The following is a 20,021-nucleotide window of genomic DNA, read 5'->3' on the forward strand; positions in this document are numbered from 1 at the left end:
TAAACATAACTAAACAGACTTGTAATAAAAACCCATAAAAATCAATATATGGTTATACACTATTTTAACTGTATAGTGATTTTAAGAAATTCCCCTTAAAATCAATTTACTCACATACCTTTATACAGTAATTGTTCCCCAATTTCTGTATCCAAAAAAACCTTTCATTCATTTGAAAGGTCTTTTTGAGCCTGCACATATTCTTCTTTCGTATTCACATTTATAAACCAATCCGCATTCGCTTGTACATCTTCACCAACAATATACTTCACATTACATTGTGATAAAAGCTGGCCCATACTTCTTTTTTCTTCCTGAAGCAAAGCATAAATCTTTTCTTTCACTCGATTATGATACGCTGCAAGTAACGGTTGTTTCCTTCCATTAATAATAGGTACAACCGCATCATATTCATTGCTCGTTTGCTCTAATAAAATGGTAAACCACTCATGCGAAACATTTGGCGCATCGCAAGGCATAATAGCGTACCAATCTGCTTCTATGTATTCCATACCTGATACAATGCCGGCCAGCGGTCCATTCCCTTTATAGTGCGGGATATCTTCTATAACAGGAACTTGTACGAATTGCTCTACTCGCTCTTTTATATCAGTATGGCTAATTACTACAATGTCTTGCAAAGTATTTCCCATCACTTTCACAATATGCTCAACAAAAGTAGTTCCCTTCCAAATTGCTAACGCTTTCGGCTCACCAAATCTACTCGACATACCGCCCGCTAATACAATTCCAGCACACTTACTCATTGGCGATGCAGCTCAAATGTAATATGGCCTAATTCCGGTAAAATTAATTTATTCATCGCAAGTCGAACCGCTCCGCTAGACCCCGGCATCGAGAAAACTACTTTGCGCCCAATTGTACCACCAATCGCTCTACTTAACATTGCGCTACTTCCGATATCTTCTAAATAACTAATCATACGGAACAGCTCACCAAATCCAACAATTTCTTTATCTAATAACGCTGATACTGCTTCAATTGTGACATCGCGTTTCGTAATACCAGTACCGCCATTTGTTAATACAACATCTACATCTTCCTTATGATAACCAGCTAACACTGCTTGCTGAATACTTTCTTTATCATCTTTTACAATTTCATAAGAAGTTACTTTATGTCCCGCTTCTTTTAACAATTCATGTAATAGTTGTCCGCTCTTATCTGTTTCTTCCGTACGTGTATCGGAAATCGTAACAATCTTGCAACGCACTTCTTTTGGAGCTTGTTTTTTATGTTCAGTTACACTCATTTTTTATCTTTCCTTTCTTAAAGACTTTTCTTCATTTTATCATACATACCTTTACACAATTATGTATGAAGCCAATCATGCGCCATGATACAATATAAGTATACTAACCCACAAAAAGGAAAGTGCAATTTCTTATACTCCTAGACTACACATCTTTAGCTACTCTTTATATTTTCTACATAATAGAATTCAATTTTAAAACTTGTACTAAAAAATAGATTGGAGGTCTACATAGTATGGAACTTTATAAAAAATTAACAACAACATTCATCCTCTTATTCGTCGCTTCCATCACTGTCGGCTTTTCCTTAAAAGGCGCAATTCCATACGCTACATTAGTAAGCATTATATTCGCGACACTATTTTTACTAAGTAGTGCCTTTTGCGCAAGTAAAGCACGTCAAATGAAAGGTTGATTACATATGTTCAAGAAGAAACCAATCCTTTGTAAATCATGTGAAAAAGAAATACAAACGTATGAAAAAGCGTGGATTCATATGCCATTTCCGGCAAATGGTATGACTAATATAAGAAAGTATATTGAACTAGAAGGACACATTTATTGTAGCTCGTGTATTGAAATAATGAACAAAAACTAGTAAATACAAAAGGTGGGCTTATATTGTTTGAATCAAACCGTATCCAGTTACGAAAGTTTTCCGAAGATGATATTCTAACGTATTATAAATGGCATAATGATATAGACGTTATGAGTTCAACTACCCTTAACCTTGATAAATATTCCTTACAAGATACAGAAAAACTTTGCCAGCAATTTATTCATTCTTCAAACTCTAAAAGCTATATCATTGAAGAAAAAGCTACGCATCTTCCAATTGGTATTACTTCTTTAATTCATATTGATTCGTATAATCGAAACGCTGAATGCATTATTGATATTGGTAAAAAGGATTACTGGGGGCAAGGTTATGGGAAGGAAGCTTTCACTTTATTATTGAATTATGCATTTTTAGAATTAAATTTACATCGCCTTTCTTTACGAGTATTTTCTTTCAACGAGAGAGCAATTAAATTATATAAATCACTCGGTTTTCAACATGAAGGAACTTGTAAAGAAGCTATATTCCGCAACGGCACTTGGCATGACATTGAACTCTTCGCTTTATTTCAACGTAATTATAAATAAAAAAAGCTTTGCGCTCACTGCGCAAAGCTTTTTTTCATATATTATAGACCAGCTTGCTCTTTTAAAGCTGCAGCTTTGTCTGTACGTTCCCATGATAGATCTACATCAGTACGTCCGAAGTGGCCGTAAGCTGCTGTTTGTTTGTAAATTGGGCGACGTAAGTCTAGCATTTTAATAATACCAGCTGGGCGAAGATCGAAGTTGTTACGAACTAGTTCTACTAATACGTCTTCAGATACTTTACCAGTGCCGAATGTATCAACTGAAATTGATACTGGTTGTGCTACACCAATTGCGTATGCAAGTTGTACTTCTGCTTTTTCAGCAAGACCAGCTGCTACGATGTTTTTCGCAACATAACGAGCTGCATATGCTGCAGAACGGTCAACTTTCGTTGCATCTTTACCAGAGAATGCACCGCCACCGTGACGAGCGTATCCACCGTAAGTATCAACGATGATTTTACGTCCTGTTAAACCAGCATCACCTTGTGGTCCACCAATTACGAAGCGGCCAGTTGGGTTAATGAAGAATTTCGTTTCTCCATCGATTAATTCTGCTGGTACTACAGCTTTAATTACGTGCTCTTTTAAGTCGCGATCGATTTCTTCCCATGTAACATCTGGGTGATGTTGTGTAGAAATTACGATAGTATCAACACGTACTGGTTTACCATTTTCATCATACTCAACTGTAACTTGCGTTTTTCCATCCGGACGTAGGTATGATAACGTATCATCTTTACGTACTTCAGTTAAACGGCGAGCTAATTTGTGAGCAAGCGAGATTGGAAGTGGCATTAACTCTTGTGTTTCATTACATGCGAAACCAAACATTAAACCTTGGTCTCCTGCACCAATTGCCTCAATCTCAGCGTCAGTCATTTGACCTTCGCGTGCTTCTAGCGCTTGGTCAACACCCATAGCGATGTCAGCAGATTGCTCATCGATAGATGTTAAAACTGCACAAGTTTCTGCATCGAATCCGTATTTTGCGCGTGTGTAACCAATGCCTTGAATTGTTTCACGAACGATTTTTGGAATATCTACGTAAGTAGAAGTCGTAATTTCCCCCGCTACCAATACTAAACCAGTTGTTACAGTTGTTTCACAAGCTACACGTGCATTTGCGTCTTTTGATAAGATCGCATCTAAAATTGAATCAGAAATTTGGTCACAAATTTTATCTGGATGTCCTTCAGTTACAGACTCAGATGTGAACAGATGACGTTTTTTTGTCATGTGGTAAACCTCCCTACAGTAATTGTATATATTGTACGGAACTCATCCTTAATTTGCCACAGATTGCGACATACATTTATTCTCCCACACAAGCATACAGAAAAACCTTTCCTACTTTATATAGAGGAAAGGTTTAATTTGCTACTTGCATACTGCTTTTTGCCCTTCGCTCTTATCGTTCGAGACCTGTAGCCTCGCACAGGTTTTAGCACCTATTCACCTGCATTTATCAATACAAGTGAGGTTGCTGGGCTTCATCGGGCCTGTCCCTCCGCCAGCTCGGGATAAGAGAGTATCCGTCCCAACCTATACTAAAGAAATGATATTCATTTGTCAATTAATATTCACATTTTCGTGAAAGTTTTTCTCAATGCGCCTAAAATGAAATATTAATAAGGAAATAATGTATTCACACAAACAAAAAGAAATAAATAGTATACATTATTTATATAATTGTGTTATACTATTGTTGGGGATTACGAGAAATATTTCATTAAATGAAAAGGATGGTATATAAATATGAGTACTGTGAATGTCCAAATTGGTTTACATGAATTATTGAACGGAAGCAATGCACAGATTCAACTAAGTGTTCCGCAATTAGTGGAAAAAGTATTAATGCGAAATGAAGGGAAATTAACTTCTACTGGTGCCGTTTCTGCTTCAACAGGAAAATATACAGGACGTTCTCCTAAAGATAAATTTATTGTGAAAGAAGCATCGGTTGCTGACAAAATTGCTTGGGGAGCTGTAAACCAACCGATTTCTGAAGAACATTTTAATAAATTATATACTAAAGTTTTAGAATACTTAAAAGAAAAAGAAGAGTTATTCGTCTTCAAAGGATTTGCAGGCGCTGACCGCAATTACCGCCTACCAATTCAAGTTATTAATGAATATGCATGGCACAATTTATTTGTACATCAATTATTCATTCGTCCAACTGAAGAAGAATTAACAACTCATGAGTCAGGGTTCACAATTGTTTCTGCACCGAACTTCAAAGCTGATCCAGCTGTTGACGGTACAAACTCTGAAGCATTCATTATGGTTTCATTCGAAAAACGTATTGTACTAATTGGTGGTACAGAATACGCTGGAGAAATGAAAAAATCAATCTTCTCTATTATGAATTTCTTACTACCTGAACAAGATATTCTTTCTATGCATTGCTCTGCAAACGTAGGTGAAGAAGGTGACGTAGCACTATTTTTCGGTTTATCTGGAACAGGTAAAACAACTTTATCTGCTGATCCAAACCGTAAATTAATTGGTGATGATGAGCACGGTTGGTCTGATAACGGTGTATTCAATATTGAAGGCGGTTGCTACGCAAAATGTGTAAACCTTTCTCACGAGAAAGAACCACAAATTTTCGATGCAATCAAATTTGGATCTGTTTTAGAAAACGTTATCATTAATGACCAAACGCGTATCGCAGACTACAACGATACTACTTTAACAGAAAATACTCGTGCTGCATACCCTATGCATGCGATCGACAATATCGTACTGCCAAGTGTTGCTGGACACCCAAATACCATCATTTTCTTAACTGCTGATGCATCTGGCGTATTGCCTCCAATCAGTAAGTTATCAAAAGAACAAGCTATGTATCATTTCTTAAGTGGTTACACTAGTAAACTAGCAGGAACAGAGCGCGGTGTTACATCTCCGCAAGCTACATTCTCAACTTGCTTCGGTTCACCATTCTTACCACTTGATGCATCTCGCTACGCTGAAATGCTTGGTGAAAAAATCGAGAAACACGATGCGAAAGTATTCTTAGTAAACACTGGCTGGACTGGTGGCGAATACGGCGTTGGTAAACGTATGAACTTAGGTTACACTCGTGCAATGATTCAAGCAGCATTAAGCGGCGAACTTGCAAAAACTGAAACAGCTAAACATGACATCTTCGGTCTTGAAGTTCCACTTCACGTACCAGGTGTACCTGACGAAGTGTTAATGCCTGAACAAACTTGGGCTGATAAAGCTGCTTACAAATCAAAAGCAATCGAGCTTGCAAATGAATTCAAAGAGAACTTCAAAAAGTTCGAAAGCGTTTCTGAAGATATTATTAACTTAGGCGGCCCAATCGCTTAAATTAAAAATTTCTGTTGGAATAACCCTTTACTCATATGAATAAGTGTCGTGTAAACGTAAAGTTTCGCGTACTCACCGACAAAACCCAATGCGGCTTAACGGTTACACACACTTACATAAAAAAGAAGCTTACGTGAAAACGTAAGCTTCTTTCTATATCTTATATAAAGTGAAACGTTAATCTCTTGATCTGTGACTTAAATCATAAAATGGCATGCCAACATCTATAATTTTACAGAAAATTCACTTTATATTTATTCGTTTTTAGTTTTTTTATGATACAATTTACATATACAGGAAAGGGTGAGACCTATGAAAAATTTTTCTCGTACAGGAAAAATTTTATTCAGTTATGGAGCGATTCAAGTTTTTTGGGGACTTGTAATGCTTAACGTTAATTTATTTGAGCATACAAGTGAAACGATAAAATATATTATTCTAATTACCGGAATAGTTTGCTGTCTTATATCCAACTTTTTTAAAGAAGCTAAGAGTCATACTAATACGTAATTTCATGTTAACTTATTGGAAGCAGAAACCTGTATTTTATGTAAAGTTATGCTTCCTGCTGTACTATCCATCACTGAATCACTTATCCCAGAGTAAACCCATTTCAACAGAGACAAGTCATGGCTTCGAACATATAAATTATATCCCTACTCACTACATCTCTCGGGTTTCACATCACATGGGGCTAAAAAAGGCCCTGACCGCTTCTATCCGTGGCTGGATCATCTATTCCATCTAAAAAGAATTCTTTTATCTTTTTATCTTTTTTAGCTCTTTGTTAGTTCTTTCTCATCTTTCATGCTATAGTAACCTAAATTCACAACGATTAAGAAATAACCACCCATAATCCCTACTGCAAACGCCCACATAACCATGTGGTGCTCAATTTCGTACATAATAATAGCACCCAAAATGGCAGCTGCAAAACGGTTAAACATACCGAGTGTCGGTGCTTTCGTCTTCTTTACAATACTATCTCCAAGCTTCTCAATTCTTCTCCCTAAAAGCCAAACGCAATACATACTTACAATAAGCCCAATTCCAGCGCCTAAAAAGTGTGCTGAAAACGGTGTTAACATCCATCCTAGTAACAAAATACCTAGTATATAATACGATTGGATTTTAAATGATCTTAGTGACATACTAATCATGCTGTACCTCTCTTCATTCGTTCTTATCTATCCAACAAAAAATTTCTTTCAAATTCATATTCCTTAAATCCATTTCATTTAAATTAAAAACAACATAAACAGTATGTTTATGTTGTTTAAATGTTTTTAGAAAATAATATTATACAAGATTTCAAACATCATATTCTCATATTTTGTGACGGTTTTTCAAACTTTTTTCGTCCATTTATGAAAAAAATGATATCAATCTATGAACATACGGATATGATGTAATAAGCACACAAATAAAGGGGGCGTCTAATGATTTATTTTTTAATGGCTCTCATTCACCTCATTATCCCTGCACTTATTGGACTTTCATTGTATTGGTACACGAAAAATCATAGCATTTTTTACGCTGTCCTCGGTGTTCTTCTTCCAGGTATTATTCTTATTACACTCTTCCGTATTCCATTTTTAAACTTAATTCCACTTATTACTGCTATCTTATTTCTCATCTTCTTACCAAAAATAAAAAAATAGGAAAGCAGATCATAGGTGATCTGTTTTCCTATTTTGATATAGGTTCCCCTGCAATAGAATGAACTTTTCCTTTCTGGGATTTCACAAACCATAGACCGACAAAAATGATAATTCCACCGATGATCTGTTGAAACGATACATATTCATTTGCCCAGACAGCTGCAAATAAAACAGCTACAAGCGGCGTTATATACATATATACCATCGTATGTGACGCTCCAATTTTTTGAACACCAACATACCACATTACTAGACCAAATACTGTTACAAAGAAAATAGAATATAGTAAAGCAAATAGTGTCATTCCGTGAATAATGTGAAATGGCATGACAAACACATGCGGACCACTTAACAATAATAGCGGAATCGCACCCACTAGCGCAGACCATGCTGTAACACGTAATGCTGAATATTTTTTAATTAATGGTCCTGCTAAAACAGGATAAAGCCCCCAGCATATTGATGTAATAAGTCCAATTCCATTGCCATAAAAAGAACTAGTAAGTGAATGCCCTGCTACTAAAACTAATGCTGCACCAACAAAAGCAATCATAGAACCGATTAACTTTCGAGAAGAAAAATTTTCTTGTTTCAGAAAAATCGCAAATACAGTTGTAAAAATAGGTGATATAGAAATGAGTAAAGAGGCATTTGTAGCGGATGTATATTTGACAGTTTCCATAAATAGCGTTTGATACAGTACAATACCTACAACGCTAACGATGATTAATCTAGGTATATCCTTTCGCTCCATATAAACCGACTTTTCAATAAAAAAGGTAAGGAGTAACAGAAGCGGTGCCGCCGCCATCATACGAAGTGCAGTAAACTCAATTGCTGTAAATTCTAAAAGTCCATACTTCGCAATTGTATAGTTAATCCCCCAAATAATAACAACACTTAAAATTAATAACTCAATTCCCCATCTTCTCATGCGTATCCCCTCCGCAAAGAAGATTATACAGAAAATTCAATCACATGTACATTTCATTATGTGAAAAAATCTTCGTATTGTCAGGAGAGGTGTACGTTATTTGGTGTATGAATTTATATCGGCGATTTTTCGAATATATCGGCGCAACTCGAATTATATCAGCGATTTTTTAAATATATCGACTTATCAACAAAAAACGACAATAATAGCAACTTATACAATAAAAAAAGGTGGTTCCAACATACATTTTGGACCACCTTTCCTTTACTACACTCGAACATGTAACTTCATATTCGGATTATAAAATTGGCTCGGACTCTTCAGCTGAAAAGTTCCTCCACCTTCATGCCAATCAACCGTTAACTTATCGTCCATAAATACAAGCTTTGTACGATCAGCGATAAAATTCATTGTGCTTGATTCAATATCCACATCGCGCTCATCTTTCTCTGCTACAGCTACTAAATCGATGATTCCGCTCATGACACAACCGCAACCCTCATTATCGTAAAATAACTTTATATATTTCGCTTCACTTGGAATCGTATCCATAATCTTTTTATATGCTGCTTCTGTTACAGTAACGTACATATGTTAATCTTCATCCTCTCTTCTCCTATCATTCATATATTGTATCACCATTTTTCTTAAAAGTTATATACAGAAAATTAAGACTAATATACAATGTATGTGATAAAGTTTCAGCAATCGAGCTTTTATGAGTAGTTCATGCAGGAGAAAGGATGTTTACTATCTGTGTTCAAACTACAACGCTATCCTATGTTATTAGGTCTATTTAGTATTTTCTTCATTTCTAGCGGAAGGCTATTACAGCATGTACTTCCCTATTCTCCTTCTATTAGCTGGATTCTAGGTTTTATTTGTTTCCTATCCGCTTCTTATTTTGCTACGAAGAATATAAACAACTCATAAAGCAAGAATCATCTTAAGGAGGATTATTAAACATGCCAGCCTTAAAAAAAATAGAGCAATCACTCGATCACTTATTTCAAATTGAAAAATACGGAAAAGATAGTGCCTTTAGTCGATTTATACCAGCCGTATATGATCCTATCAAATTTCCTTGGCAACAATTTTTTGAAGCAAATTTTGTAGATTTATTTAACGGCCTTATGATGCACGGATCTGAACATGTAACCAAAGTATTTTTAGCTGTATTCCCTACAGATGACGTTCTTGAAACATTCATTTCACAATCCACACCCGGTGATTTACTCTTTATGCACCATCCCCTTGTAATGGAGTGCGGTGATCCAATTGGAAGATCCGGTCGAGGTTTCATACCAATTCCTGAAAAATATTTGCAAGAAATAAAAGAAAAACAACTTTCTATATATACATGTCACGTACCAATGGATTTTCATCAAACGCATGGAACGAGTATTTCAATTGCAAAAGCATTAAACGCTACTGTAGTGGACGACTTTGCATATGGAGGTCCAGAACAAGAACCAGTTGGCCTTATTTGTGAAATAGATGAAACATCAACAGAAGCACTCCAAAAACATCTAAAAAAACTCTTCCAGATTCCTTACACAGACTTCGAAGGTAAACGACATGATTCCATCAAAAAAATCGCAATTATCGCTGGATGTGGCGATGTTGTATCTTTAATGAAGGAAGCAGAAGAAAAAGGTGCTGAAGCATATATTACAGGAGAAATCCATTGCCATATCGACAATGATTACGGCCGATATAAATACTCACTCATTATGGATTATGTAAAAGAAACGAATATGTCTCTAATTGGTGTGTCACACTCTGCCTCTGAATATTTAGTGAAAGAGACATTGATGTATGATTGGTTTAAAGAGAATTTTGATGTGGATGTTATTTTGCTTCCACAGGAAAAATGGTGGCTCTAACACTATCATTTTTTTAATTTATATACACAATACAATCGACCACAGAAAAATAGATAAAGTGAAACCTTAATCAGTGGGGGGTCTTCATCCCCCACTGATTATCATCCCTCACCAATCGGACTGCCCGGCAAATAGCTGAATAAATGAGAACGCACATGTACCAACGTAAATGCTTTCGTTGTGCCAGAAAACGAACCTACCAGTATTATAGCTGGAAACCTATTTTTGAGGGAGAATACAACCTCTCTTTATATTCATGCCGCAAGTGCTGTATGTTCTATTTTTCTAATTACTGATATATAGCAATTCATTTCATAAAAAAAGACCCGAGATTCGGGTCAACAAATAGAAATATAAATGAACTACAACAAATAACAGACAAAGCCATTATATATTTTTCATAGTAAAACATCCATTATTTTCTTTTTTCACTATCAATATATTATTTTTCGTTATCGTCCTCTTTTTTAGAACGTCTACCTAAGAAGAACACAAAAACATCACTTCCAAATAAGTGATGTTTTTTGTAGTTAATGCAGTGGTAACATAACCTCAACCGTCGTTCCAACCCCAACTTCACTTTCAAAACTCATTTTACCATTGTGATCTTTAATAATTTTTTCTGTAACTACTAAACCTAGACCAGTTCCTGTTTCTTTCGTTGTATAAAAGGCTTCATTTAACTTTGGAATTTTATCTTTCGGAATACCACATCCCTCATCTTTCACTTGAATGATGATTCCATCTTTTACAGTAACTTTAATCGTAATTGTTCCGCCAACTGACATTGCTTCAATTGCATTTTTGATTAAATTAAAAAAGACTTGTTTTAATCGTTTTTCATCACATGTAATTGACGGTAAGTCTTTACTGTAAATACCTTGTATGTGAACTCCTTGTTTTAAAGCAGGCTTTTCCATAACTCGAATAACATAAGAGATAATTTCTTGTATGTTATGAGTTTCTGATTCTAGTGATTTAGATTTCTCAAATCCACTAAGTTCTGTAGCAATTATATGGATCCGATCTACTTCTTGTTTCATAATATCACTATAAATTTTATCTTCCGGATGCTTGTCTGCTTGTTTATTCACAAGTTTTTTTAAGTTTGCTAAAGGTCTTCTAATCTTATAACCAATAACCGTTGCCATCTTTCCAACAGCTGCTAGTTTTTCTGTCTGTTTTATTTCTTTGTCCATCATTTCAAGCGTTCGAACGTAAGACTGAACCCTCAAAAATATAATCCAACATATGATAGTAAATATACTATATAATGCCATTGGGATTAAAACGAGAGAAGATTGAATAATGATTCCTGTAAGAGCGTACTTCCCAACAAGTATCGCTGGAACTAACCAGAAATATCTTTTATTTACAAAGATTGGTGCGAACAAAATAAAAAATACTTCTACTATATTTCCACCGTCAAATTCCGCATCGCTACCATAATAAATCATAATGTTATGGATACAATCTAATACATTATAGCCAATTAGAATAATATACTTTACCGGAAAAACATTCTTCCATTTCATAAAGTATATTCCAATGCAAAACAATACTACCATCAAAAAGTAAAGCCATAAACCTAAACCATCTTCAAACTTTCCTACGCCTTCTTGCTCTCCCGCGATTAAAGGTACGATAAATTCATAGGCAAGATCATACACAAAAAATATAATAAAAAATAAACTTAAAAATACTTTCAACGCCTTTATTTCTTCATTTTTAAATATATAGCCTTTATTCATATGGTAACTCCTAGCTTTTCTTCCACTTGGATTTCAGTATTTCCACACTTCCTTGGCAAAATAATGTCTATTCTCGTTCCAGTATTTCTTTCACTTGAAATATGTAGCTCACCAAGGTGCTCGGTGACAATTCGATTCGCTACTGTAAGACCCAGACCAATTTTATCTTGTTTCGTTGTATAAAAGGCCTCTGTAACACGGGCTAAGTTTTCTTGCTTAATACCATGACCATTATCAATTAAGCTGATCATTACATACTCTTTTCCTTTATTCTCTAATCGTAAATGTAATATGCCACCTTGCTCCATTGCTTCTAAAGCGTTTTTTATTGTATATAAAAAGACTCCTCTTATTTTTCGTTCATCGCATTCAACTTCTATTGTTTTTTCTTCCACATTAGAAATAAGCTGCACATTTAATTCATTCATTTTTTCGCGAAGAGTTGTTGTTGCTTGTAATACAATCTTTGCTAGATCATGTTTCTTATAAATAGAAGGCTTGCATGTAGCAACTTCCATCAACTCGCTTATCATATTATTCATATTTTCTATTTCAAAAATCATACGTTTATAAACAGGATCCTCTTCATGCTTCTCTCTTTGTAATTGCGTAAATCCTTTTAATGAAGCGAGTGGATTTTTAATTTCATGTCCAACCGTCGCTGCCATTTTTCCGATTACTGCTAATTTTTGTGATTCACTAGCAATCGCAATACTTTCCTTTACAGCTGAAAGATATTGTAAAAATCGGTTTAAAATGATATATGCAACTATTAACATAAGGGTATACATAATAAGGAACATAAATGCTTTTATTTCCTCTAATACAAATAAATAAATTAAATATTTTCCTACAATAGAGGAAAGCAAAAACACATAAAATTTTTTATTTAAAAATATGGGTACAAAGAAAATGAGAATAATCTCTATTATATTTGTCGCATCAAACGCCGCCTTATTATAAAAAATATACGAAATTATATTAGCGATTTCTATCCCTATGTATGCAAATATCCATGCATATTTAACAAGGTTTGCCTTTTCTTTTTTTAGTAAATATATATTCACGCACAGTATTGCTACTCCGCAAATAACTTGCCATATTATGTTGTATCCCTTATCCATTATTGATTTATCTTCTAATACGATTGCATAAAAAATTTGATATGCAATAACAATGACATATAACACCCATAAAAGGATTTTTGCATTCCTTTCTTCTTCTTTATATGATAGAAAACTTTCTTTCACTTCAACACCCCTTCAAAATAACATCTCAAAGAATACCATTTATTATAATAAATGATTTTCACAGACAAACAAAGATAAATCGAACATTTGAGGAAAATCGTACCAAAAACGCAATATATTTAGACTATATACAGAGCATAAAATCTATGATCATTAATACGTATATTATGGAGGATGTTTTATATAGACGGCCCAAAAAGTAAAACAAAGCTTTTAGAATGGAACCTATTGATAGAACAGGGGGAGTTTTATGTTTGTTACGGTCGAGAAAGATGTGCATATTTTTGTGCAAGACGTTAATCCTGGTCCAGGTAGTAAGACTGTTTTCTTCGTTCACGGATGGCCTTTAAATCATCAAATGTATCAATATCAACTCAATGTTTTACCAGAGCATGGCTTTCGCTGTATCGCCATGGATATACGAGGAAATGGGCAATCTGATAAGCCATGGACTGGTTACACGTATGATCGATTAGCCGATGATATCGCAATTGTTCTAGAAGCACTCCAAGTAGAGAACGCTACGTTAGTCGGTTTCTCAGTTGGTGGTGCTCTTTCTATTCGCTATATGTCTCGCTATAATGGGCGCCGCATTTCTAAGCTCGCATTAATTGACGCTGTCTCCCCCTCTTTCGTTAAAAATCAAGAGTCCCCTTACGGTGTACCGAAAGAACAAGCAGATGCCCTTATTAATCAAATGTATGCTAATTTACCAAAATTTTTAAATGATGTATCTTTGTCCTTTTTCAATAGAAACTTAGGAGCCGCAACCCTTGAATGGTTTTCTTATCTCGGTATGCAGTCCGCTTCTTATGCCCTTATCAAAATTTTACAAGCAGCTGCAAATGAAGATGTAACGAAAGATTTAAATAAAATTAACGTTCCAACAAAAATCTTCCACGGCGTTCACGACCAACTAATTCCTTACAAAAGCGCTGAGCTTACGCAACAACGAATTAAAAATTCTCAGTTACATGCTCTTACAAATAGTGGTCATGGTTCACCAATCGATCAAGCGAATGAATTAAATAAAGAACTGATAAAATTTTTACATGCATAACAACTGCAATACAAGAATGAAAGTTAATATGATCGATTTTTTACAAAACATAAAATTCACACATTTCTCACAAATACACAAATAAAACGATTACATTTTCATATATACTAAATGTACAAGTAATACTCCCTAAACCCAGCTTGTCTGGTTACCCCGTTAAATACTATGAAAAAAGAACTTGTATCGTTATACAAGTTCTTTTTGTTTCTTTTATTTAAAGAGGATATCTTTACTATATTGATTTCCGACGAGTAAATCATATTGGAGCATTTTATATTGCTCTAACATTTCTTTTTGTTTCTTTGTTAAATCATTGATTACTTCTCCATTTTTATCAACTTTTAATTCATCTCTAAGCACTGGTATTTCCTTGTAAAGTTCCGATAAAAATTGATAAAATGAGGATTTATTTAATCCTGCATAATCAAAAATAAGATTAGAAAAATGAATTGGACTTACTAAACCTAAATTATCATTTGGCATATCAAAGTTTGCATACATTAATAGCGGCGTTTCCGCCATCCCTAAACGTTCACTTGGTGTTTTTTCATTCGTTATATACCCATTTTCTTTATAAAAAGATTTATTGGTTCCTAATGATGGAAGATGATCTCCAAAGAATACTAATAATGTAGGTCTATCTAAATTATCTAGTTGCTCAATTAAATATTGAAGTGCCTCATCTGAACGTCTTAATCCTTCTGTATACGTCTCTAATTCTCCCTTTGATTCTTCATTTTCTAGGCCGCTAATTTCTATTAGGTTTTCACCAAATCGGCCTTCTGTAAACGGAAAATGATTTTGCATCGTAACAGCATGAATAAATGTAGGTTGTTTTTGTTTCTCTAACTCAGCAATTATCTCTTTACTCATCGCTAAATCACTAATATAATCTCCATCAATATCCACATTTTCCATCGTATCCTCTGCATTGAACTTATCAAATCCTAACACCTTATATACATCATCACGTTTAAAGAATGTGCGACCAAATGAATGAATTGCACTTGTGTAATAACCTTCTTTTTTCAACGCCGTAGGGATTGATGGAATTTCTTTCTTATTTGTAATAACTTGCTGATATGGTATAGAACCTGGCTTTAACAAACTCATTGAATAACTTGTTAATGCCTCAAATTCAACGTTCGCCGTATTTCCCCCAAATGTAGGAGAAATAGTTTGTCCACCAGGAAAGTTTTCTATATAATGATGTAAATTTGGTACAGGATCTTCACTAAAAGAAAGGTTGGTTATTTTCGTGGGATCCCAAAACGATTCACTCATTACAAAAATAATATTCGGTTTCTCTTTTTTCTTTTGATTCCCTATATTTCCACTATATTGTTTTTTTATATCGTTTGCTATTTGAAGCATATTTTCATTAGAATAATTTTTTGGTTTTTCCATAACTGTTGTATCTAAATTGCTAATAAACCCAAGTACAAAACCATTTGAAGCATAGTTTTCATTTTGATTCCACAAAACAAAATCTACACCTGATTTTTGAAATACTTTATTCATAAATGTATTCGCAAAATTACCATACGCATATAGAACAAAAATAGATCCTACTACTAATAAGGCTCTTATTCCTAGATGAATCTTTACATTTTGAATATACCTTCTCATATATATCCCTGCTACAATACAAACTACGACACTTACGATAATGATAAACATATAACTCCAGCTAAAATAGTCCATCACCATCGGTATAACTGATTGCATATGCGTAATTTGTGTGAAATCAGAAGGATATAACGGATCACCTCTGAAAATAAGCTTCAAATAATTCACAATACATAAAATGACTAACGTACAGCTCGTTAAAACCATACTTAGAAAAACCTTACCTATTAAATTATATACAAGAATATATATTGCATAAATTACTACAAAACTTAATATAAACTGCATATTATAAAAGTAAATCCAATTCATTGCCTCTATGAAACTCATATTAACTTGCATGACAATATAAAATAACGCTACTGTATGAGCTAGCAAAAATAATATAAAATGCACTCGCAGGGATGCTCTAAGTATAGACATCTCTTTTTTATTGAAATGCGTAATATAAAACGTTATGCCCCATATGAAAATCATCATAACACTTAAAACAAGCTTTTGATTTAAATGATCTTTCATCATGTCTAAATTAAAAACCTTTAAAATTATAAACAGCATAGTTATTACTAATAAAGTCACCATACTACTTATAATGCTAGAAATTAATATATTTCTTTTTGGAAGATGAAAAAGTGTAGAACCATACTTCAATTCATTCCCTCGTTTCTATGTATTAATTTCACCCCGCATCGAAAAAACTATTTCTATTAAAATAACATATATTACATATTTCGTCTGCATACTTGCTTCTATCATGGATGTATTTTCTTAATATTCCCTTAATAAATAGTTAAATTTTGGCATACAAATTACTCATTCTTGAAAAACCTAATTTCAATATTCTACTTTATGATATAATAACTATGTTTTGGAAATCCTTAATACTATTAAAGATTTCACATGAAAATACGAAAGAATTAATAAAAAAGGAGTTGCTCATTTTTGCTTACTAAGTTTAAGAGTTTGCCTAAAGCGGTATATGCAATTTTGGCGCTTTCTTTCCTGTTGCACGTTTTTTGTTTAGTAAAACAGCCAGGACTAGATGGAGAGTTAGTCAAAGTAACATATGGTGCAAATGATGCATTTAACTATTCGTTAACAGCTGAACAACTATTAAAACATGGTGTATTTGGTTATGTGTATTTAGAACCTAGTGAGGTTCCAGGGAAAAATGCATATATCACACCAGGTCAGCCATTACTATTAGCTGGCGCTATGATTATTTCTGATATTACATCCATTCCTTACTATTACGTAGCAACTGTTATTAACATGATCATGAACCTTTGTACAGTACTATTAGTATTCTTAATAGGAAAAGAATTGTTCGAAAAAAACATTTATGGAATTGTTGCAAGTATTTTATATGCTATTTATCCAAGTAACTATACATACTTCCGTACATTACTAACAGAAGTTCCATCCATATTCTTATTGGCGTTATGTGTATATGTATTTGTTCTCGCATGGAAATACAATAAAACGAAATTCCATATATGGTTTGGAATTGTCGTTTCAATTTTACTTATGTTCCGTCCAAATCCAGCTCCAATGATGCTCATTCCTGTTCTTGTTGTGTTATTTACATATGGATTTAAAGACTCCATTCGAATCGGATTGTTATGGTTTATCGGACCGTTCTTGATTATTGGCGCATGGGTTGTTCGTAACTATTTAGCGCTCAACCAATTTATTTTATTCTCAACCCAAGGTGCAGATCCACTGATTGCCGGTGCAGATCCATTTAATAAAATTGGCTATGAAAATATAGTAAATGAAATGAGAGCTAAAGGCTTAGATGACAAAGGTGCATACGCTAAAGAATTAATCAAGAATGGATTTAAGACGGACTTCACTTATTGGTTCTCTTGGTTCACTGTCGGTAAAACAATTGAGTTATTCAAAACAGCTCCTGCTGTAGACCAATACCGTATTCATAACTTTATGCAACTATGTCATAGAGTGTTTATCATCGGTACATTCTTGAGCAGCTTCTGCCTCATGCTAAATTCATTTAAACATAAACGCGTTATGATGCTAGTAGCAAGTTCTATTATTTACATTATCTTCTCAAACTTATTCTTAGCAATTAACCGCTACGGATTTTTCATTAATCCTCTTATGTGCTTAATTCTTGCATACGGATTAATTCACATTGTGCAGAAGCTTCCATTCTTCCGCACTAACCAAGCATAATAAGAAAGAGGTCGGCCACAGATGGCCGACCTCTTTCTTATTATCCAACACTTTACACACGGCCAATTTGTACATTCTGTAATCGTACTTTAATTCCGTATGTATGTGTTTCTGTATTTGTCAAAATCTCTTTCACAACACCACTCACTGTTTTACTTATAAATGCAAGTTTTTGATAACTATTACTATAACGAAAAGAGAAAATGATTAGCATGTATATTATATAAAAGGAAGCAGCCATATTTTCCATACGATACATACGAGTACTATAATTACAAAATCAAAAAAATCTAATCTTGGACCTTTTTTCATATTCATATGTAAACACATATGAAACCATTTTATTTTTGTATATTTATGGATGTTTTTCTTTGCAAATCGGTAAATAAGTATTTGCATGATAAAAAATCCGGCTAAAAAAATAAATAATACGATGAGAAATCCAATCACAAAATTCTTCCTATTTTTGTAGCGTTTTTTCTACTATCCGATTTTTCAAAACCCACTCTTCAAACTGGGCACTTCCAAATTCCCAGCTAAGATCGCGAGCATGTACAGAAAAAACGTAATGACCAGCATATTCATCCATAAACCTACCTAACTCTACATCGTCTTTCTGAATACCGTATACTCCAAAATTAAAATACACATCCCATACGTCTTCATTCTTCCTCTTATAAGCAATCGATTCCATATCACATTCTGTTCCGAAATAATCAAGATGTAAATGTACGCTATCATCATATTCGTACTCCATTTTATCACCCCTTATATTTGTACTTCTTTATCACCAGAAAAATTCCTTCTATCTACACTCACATATGGGCACTTACCTACATATCATGCTTGTAGAGTGACTTCTAGGAGGTGTTATATAGTGAAAAAATTAATAGCTGTTTTTTGTATCACGTTACTAGCTGTTTTCACATTTACTGCTTGCAGTAGTAAAAAAGAAGGTACAAAAGAACAAACTCAAAATGTTCGAGTCGGCGAAGTTACCCACTCTCTCTTCTATGCCCCGTTATATGTCGGGATTGAAAAAGGATTTTTTAAAGATGAAGGATTAAATGTTGACCTCCAAACAACAGCGGGCGGAGATAAAACGATGACGGCCCTATTATCTGGCGGGATTGATATTGCTCTCGTCGGTTCTGAAACATCTATTTACGTTCATCAACAAGGCGCAAAAGACCCGATTATTAACTTCGCACAACTTACACAAACAGATGGAACATTTTTAGTTTCGCGTAAAAAATTAGACTCTTTTAATTGGAATGACGTAAAAGGTGTTACGTTTTTAGGACAGCGTAAAGGCGGCATGCCACAAATGGTTGGAGAATACGTTTTAAAGAAAAATGGCATTGATCCTCACAAAGACACAAACTTAATTCAAAACATCGAATTTGCTAATATTGCAAATGCCTTTGCATCTGGTACTGGAGAGTTTGTACAGCTCTTTGAACCGACTGCAAGTATACTTGAGAAAGAAGGTAAAGGTTATATCGTCGCTTCATTCGGAAATGAATCTGGTACTGTTCCTTATACAACGTTCATGGCAAAAGAAAGTTTCTTAAAGAAAGATAAAGCTGCTGCTGAAAAGTTCACACGTGCGCTCTATAAAGCACAGCAATGGGTTGATACACATAGCCCAGAAGAGATTGCTAATGTTGTTTCCCCGCTATTTAAAGACACTTCAAAAGACATTACAGTAAAAGTAATTGAACGATATAAAAAGCAACATTCTTATGCGACAAATCCACTATTAGATGCGGAAGAATGGAAACAGCTCCAAACGATTATGAAAGACGCTGGTGAATTACAAAAAGAAGTCCCACATGAAGCGCTCGTCAATACAAAAATTGCCGAAAGCGTTATTAAGAAATAGAG

21 protein-coding genes, 1 pseudogene and 1 riboswitch are annotated in these 20,021 nt (G+C 34.2%); of the genes and pseudogenes, 10 read left to right on the top strand and 12 right to left on the bottom strand.

What is annotated here, in order from left to right:
* Positions 1 to 164: 164 nt before the first annotated feature.
* Entirely contained in the window at positions 165 to 767 is a 603-nt protein-coding gene (locus tag MR143_RS21860) for a molybdenum cofactor guanylyltransferase (protein ID WP_000030830.1), read from the bottom strand.
* Entirely contained in the window at positions 764 to 1,273 is a 510-nt protein-coding gene (locus MR143_RS21865) for a MogA/MoaB family molybdenum cofactor biosynthesis protein (protein WP_000117124.1), read from the bottom strand. The genes MR143_RS21860 and MR143_RS21865 overlap by 4 nt, the downstream gene beginning before the upstream one ends.
* Positions 1,274 to 1,509: 236 nt before the next feature.
* On the opposite strand from MR143_RS21865, the gene MR143_RS21870 reads away from it, so the two are divergent.
* The 3 genes from MR143_RS21870 to MR143_RS21880 are packed head-to-tail and all read left to right on the top strand — an operon-like array spanning position 1,510 to position 2,420.
* On the top strand, positions 1,510 to 1,689 hold the full coding sequence (locus tag MR143_RS21870; RefSeq protein ID WP_000424808.1) for a hypothetical protein: 180 nt from the start codon (positions 1,510 to 1,512) through the stop codon (positions 1,687 to 1,689).
* A 6-nt stretch (positions 1,690 to 1,695) separates the two neighbouring features.
* Positions 1,696 to 1,872 (top strand): hypothetical protein, encoded by a 177-nt coding sequence (locus MR143_RS21875; protein ID WP_000473607.1) that lies wholly within the window; start codon positions 1,696 to 1,698, stop codon positions 1,870 to 1,872.
* A 23-nt stretch (positions 1,873 to 1,895) separates the two neighbouring features.
* Positions 1,896 to 2,420 carry a GNAT family N-acetyltransferase gene (locus MR143_RS21880; protein ID WP_000464117.1) on the top strand — a complete coding sequence of 175 codons (525 nt, stop codon included), beginning with the start codon at positions 1,896 to 1,898 and terminating at the stop codon, positions 2,418 to 2,420.
* 41 nt (positions 2,421 to 2,461) lie between these two features.
* Here MR143_RS21880 and metK read toward each other — a convergent pair whose 3' ends face one another.
* Positions 2,462 to 3,661: a methionine adenosyltransferase gene (gene metK, locus MR143_RS21885; RefSeq protein WP_000163115.1), complete on the bottom strand. Its 1,200-nt coding sequence runs from the start codon at positions 3,659 to 3,661 to the stop codon at positions 2,462 to 2,464.
* A 169-nt stretch (positions 3,662 to 3,830) separates the two neighbouring features.
* Positions 3,831 to 3,952, bottom strand: a riboswitch (SAM riboswitch).
* 228 nt (positions 3,953 to 4,180) lie between these two features.
* On the opposite strand from metK, the gene pckA reads away from it, so the two are divergent.
* Together pckA and MR143_RS21895 are read left to right on the top strand one after the other, a co-directional pair.
* Positions 4,181 to 5,767 carry a phosphoenolpyruvate carboxykinase (ATP) gene (pckA, locus tag MR143_RS21890; RefSeq protein ID WP_000108811.1) on the top strand — a complete coding sequence of 529 codons (1,587 nt, stop codon included), beginning with the start codon at positions 4,181 to 4,183 and terminating at the stop codon, positions 5,765 to 5,767.
* A 312-nt stretch (positions 5,768 to 6,079) separates the two neighbouring features.
* Positions 6,080 to 6,277: a hypothetical protein gene (locus MR143_RS21895; RefSeq protein WP_000788123.1), complete on the top strand. Its 198-nt coding sequence runs from the start codon at positions 6,080 to 6,082 to the stop codon at positions 6,275 to 6,277.
* 266 nt (positions 6,278 to 6,543) lie between these two features.
* Here the strand turns inward: MR143_RS21895 and MR143_RS21900 are convergent, their stop codons facing one another.
* Positions 6,544 to 6,927, bottom strand: coding sequence for an ATP synthase subunit I (locus tag MR143_RS21900; RefSeq protein ID WP_000624926.1), 384 nt, complete (start codon positions 6,925 to 6,927; stop codon positions 6,544 to 6,546).
* A 279-nt stretch (positions 6,928 to 7,206) separates the two neighbouring features.
* Here MR143_RS21900 and MR143_RS21905 point away from each other — a divergent pair, with 279 nt between their 5' ends.
* Positions 7,207 to 7,428, top strand: a complete 222-nt coding sequence (locus MR143_RS21905) for a hypothetical protein (protein WP_000639042.1) — start codon at positions 7,207 to 7,209, stop codon at positions 7,426 to 7,428.
* Positions 7,429 to 7,456: 28 nt separating this feature from the next.
* Here MR143_RS21905 and MR143_RS21910 read toward each other — a convergent pair whose 3' ends face one another.
* Both MR143_RS21910 and MR143_RS21915 read right to left on the bottom strand, forming a co-directional pair.
* A complete protein-coding gene (locus tag MR143_RS21910) occupies positions 7,457 to 8,362 on the bottom strand; it encodes a DMT family transporter (protein WP_001255416.1) in 906 nt (301 codons plus the stop codon).
* Positions 8,363 to 8,629: 267 nt separating this feature from the next.
* Complete coding sequence (locus MR143_RS21915) at positions 8,630 to 8,953, bottom strand: iron-sulfur cluster biosynthesis family protein (RefSeq protein WP_000289570.1); 324 nt, start codon at positions 8,951 to 8,953, stop codon at positions 8,630 to 8,632.
* Between the two features lie 374 nt (positions 8,954 to 9,327).
* Between MR143_RS21915 and MR143_RS21920 the strand changes: the two genes are divergently transcribed.
* Positions 9,328 to 10,248 carry a Nif3-like dinuclear metal center hexameric protein gene (locus tag MR143_RS21920; protein ID WP_001111116.1) on the top strand — a complete coding sequence of 307 codons (921 nt, stop codon included), beginning with the start codon at positions 9,328 to 9,330 and terminating at the stop codon, positions 10,246 to 10,248.
* A 530-nt stretch (positions 10,249 to 10,778) separates the two neighbouring features.
* On the opposite strand, the gene MR143_RS21925 is transcribed toward MR143_RS21920, so the two are convergent.
* Positions 10,779 to 11,999, bottom strand: a complete 1,221-nt coding sequence (locus tag MR143_RS21925) for an ATP-binding protein (RefSeq protein WP_001032632.1) — start codon at positions 11,997 to 11,999, stop codon at positions 10,779 to 10,781.
* Entirely contained in the window at positions 11,996 to 13,249 is a 1,254-nt protein-coding gene (locus tag MR143_RS21930) for an ATP-binding protein (RefSeq protein ID WP_000664878.1), read from the bottom strand. The genes MR143_RS21925 and MR143_RS21930 overlap by 4 nt, the downstream gene beginning before the upstream one ends.
* Before the next feature lie 250 nt (positions 13,250 to 13,499).
* Here MR143_RS21930 and MR143_RS21935 point away from each other — a divergent pair, with 250 nt between their 5' ends.
* Positions 13,500 to 14,309, top strand: a complete 810-nt coding sequence (locus MR143_RS21935; protein WP_000498280.1) for an alpha/beta fold hydrolase — start codon at positions 13,500 to 13,502, stop codon at positions 14,307 to 14,309.
* Positions 14,310 to 14,519: 210 nt separating this feature from the next.
* Here MR143_RS21935 and MR143_RS21940 read toward each other — a convergent pair whose 3' ends face one another.
* Positions 14,520 to 16,589: an LTA synthase family protein gene (locus MR143_RS21940; protein WP_000873618.1), complete on the bottom strand. Its 2,070-nt coding sequence runs from the start codon at positions 16,587 to 16,589 to the stop codon at positions 14,520 to 14,522.
* A gap of 291 nt (positions 16,590 to 16,880) precedes the next feature.
* Here MR143_RS21940 and MR143_RS21945 point away from each other — a divergent pair, with 291 nt between their 5' ends.
* Complete coding sequence (locus tag MR143_RS21945; protein WP_000956216.1) at positions 16,881 to 18,134, top strand: glycosyltransferase family 39 protein; 1,254 nt, start codon at positions 16,881 to 16,883, stop codon at positions 18,132 to 18,134.
* 52 nt (positions 18,135 to 18,186) lie between these two features.
* Here MR143_RS21945 and MR143_RS21950 read toward each other — a convergent pair.
* From MR143_RS21950 to MR143_RS21960, 3 genes and pseudogenes are all read right to left on the bottom strand, one after another.
* Positions 18,187 to 18,291, bottom strand: a pseudogene (locus MR143_RS21950) (DUF2196 domain-containing protein); the annotation flags it as partial.
* Positions 18,292 to 18,353: 62 nt separating this feature from the next.
* Entirely contained in the window at positions 18,354 to 18,584 is a 231-nt protein-coding gene (locus tag MR143_RS21955; RefSeq protein WP_000578988.1) for a hypothetical protein, read from the bottom strand.
* A 10-nt stretch (positions 18,585 to 18,594) separates the two neighbouring features.
* Complete coding sequence (locus MR143_RS21960) at positions 18,595 to 18,891, bottom strand: DUF3986 family protein (RefSeq protein ID WP_000455579.1); 297 nt, start codon at positions 18,889 to 18,891, stop codon at positions 18,595 to 18,597.
* Between the two features lie 120 nt (positions 18,892 to 19,011).
* Here MR143_RS21960 and MR143_RS21965 point away from each other — a divergent pair, with 120 nt between their 5' ends.
* Positions 19,012 to 20,019, top strand: a complete 1,008-nt coding sequence (locus MR143_RS21965) for an ABC transporter substrate-binding protein (RefSeq protein WP_000733222.1) — start codon at positions 19,012 to 19,014, stop codon at positions 20,017 to 20,019.
* The last annotated feature ends 2 nt before the right edge of the window (positions 20,020 to 20,021 follow it).

Origin of the sequence: Bacillus cereus group sp. BfR-BA-01347 (assembly GCF_022663835.1) — a bacterium.
GTDB classification, from domain to species: Bacteria; Bacillota; Bacilli; order Bacillales; family Bacillaceae_G; genus Bacillus_A; species Bacillus_A thuringiensis_K.

Bases quoted from the DNA above. Each gene is read 5' to 3' on its own strand.
- MR143_RS21860 (WP_000030830.1), bottom strand. From the start codon at position 767: ATGAGTAAGTGTGCTGGAATTGTATTAGCGGGCGGTATGTCGAGTAGA.
- MR143_RS21915 (WP_000289570.1), bottom strand. From the start codon at position 8,953: ATGTACGTTACTGTAACAGAAGCAGCATATAAAAAGATTATGGATACG.
- MR143_RS21905 (WP_000639042.1), top strand. From the start codon at position 7,207: ATGATTTATTTTTTAATGGCTCTCATTCACCTCATTATCCCTGCACTT.
- MR143_RS21935 (WP_000498280.1), top strand. From the start codon at position 13,500: ATGTTTGTTACGGTCGAGAAAGATGTGCATATTTTTGTGCAAGACGTT.
- MR143_RS21925 (WP_001032632.1), bottom strand. From the start codon at position 11,999: ATGAATAAAGGCTATATATTTAAAAATGAAGAAATAAAGGCGTTGAAA.
- MR143_RS21910 (WP_001255416.1), bottom strand. From the start codon at position 8,362: ATGAGAAGATGGGGAATTGAGTTATTAATTTTAAGTGTTGTTATTATT.
- metK (WP_000163115.1), bottom strand. From the start codon at position 3,661: ATGACAAAAAAACGTCATCTGTTCACATCTGAGTCTGTAACTGAAGGA.
- MR143_RS21895 (WP_000788123.1), top strand. From the start codon at position 6,080: ATGAAAAATTTTTCTCGTACAGGAAAAATTTTATTCAGTTATGGAGCG.
- MR143_RS21875 (WP_000473607.1), top strand. From the start codon at position 1,696: ATGTTCAAGAAGAAACCAATCCTTTGTAAATCATGTGAAAAAGAAATA.
- MR143_RS21920 (WP_001111116.1), top strand. From the start codon at position 9,328: ATGCCAGCCTTAAAAAAAATAGAGCAATCACTCGATCACTTATTTCAA.
- MR143_RS21870 (WP_000424808.1), top strand. From the start codon at position 1,510: ATGGAACTTTATAAAAAATTAACAACAACATTCATCCTCTTATTCGTC.
- pckA (WP_000108811.1), top strand. From the start codon at position 4,181: ATGAGTACTGTGAATGTCCAAATTGGTTTACATGAATTATTGAACGGA.
- MR143_RS21900 (WP_000624926.1), bottom strand. From the start codon at position 6,927: ATGATTAGTATGTCACTAAGATCATTTAAAATCCAATCGTATTATATA.
- MR143_RS21865 (WP_000117124.1), bottom strand. From the start codon at position 1,273: ATGAGTGTAACTGAACATAAAAAACAAGCTCCAAAAGAAGTGCGTTGC.
- MR143_RS21960 (WP_000455579.1), bottom strand. From the start codon at position 18,891: ATGGAGTACGAATATGATGATAGCGTACATTTACATCTTGATTATTTC.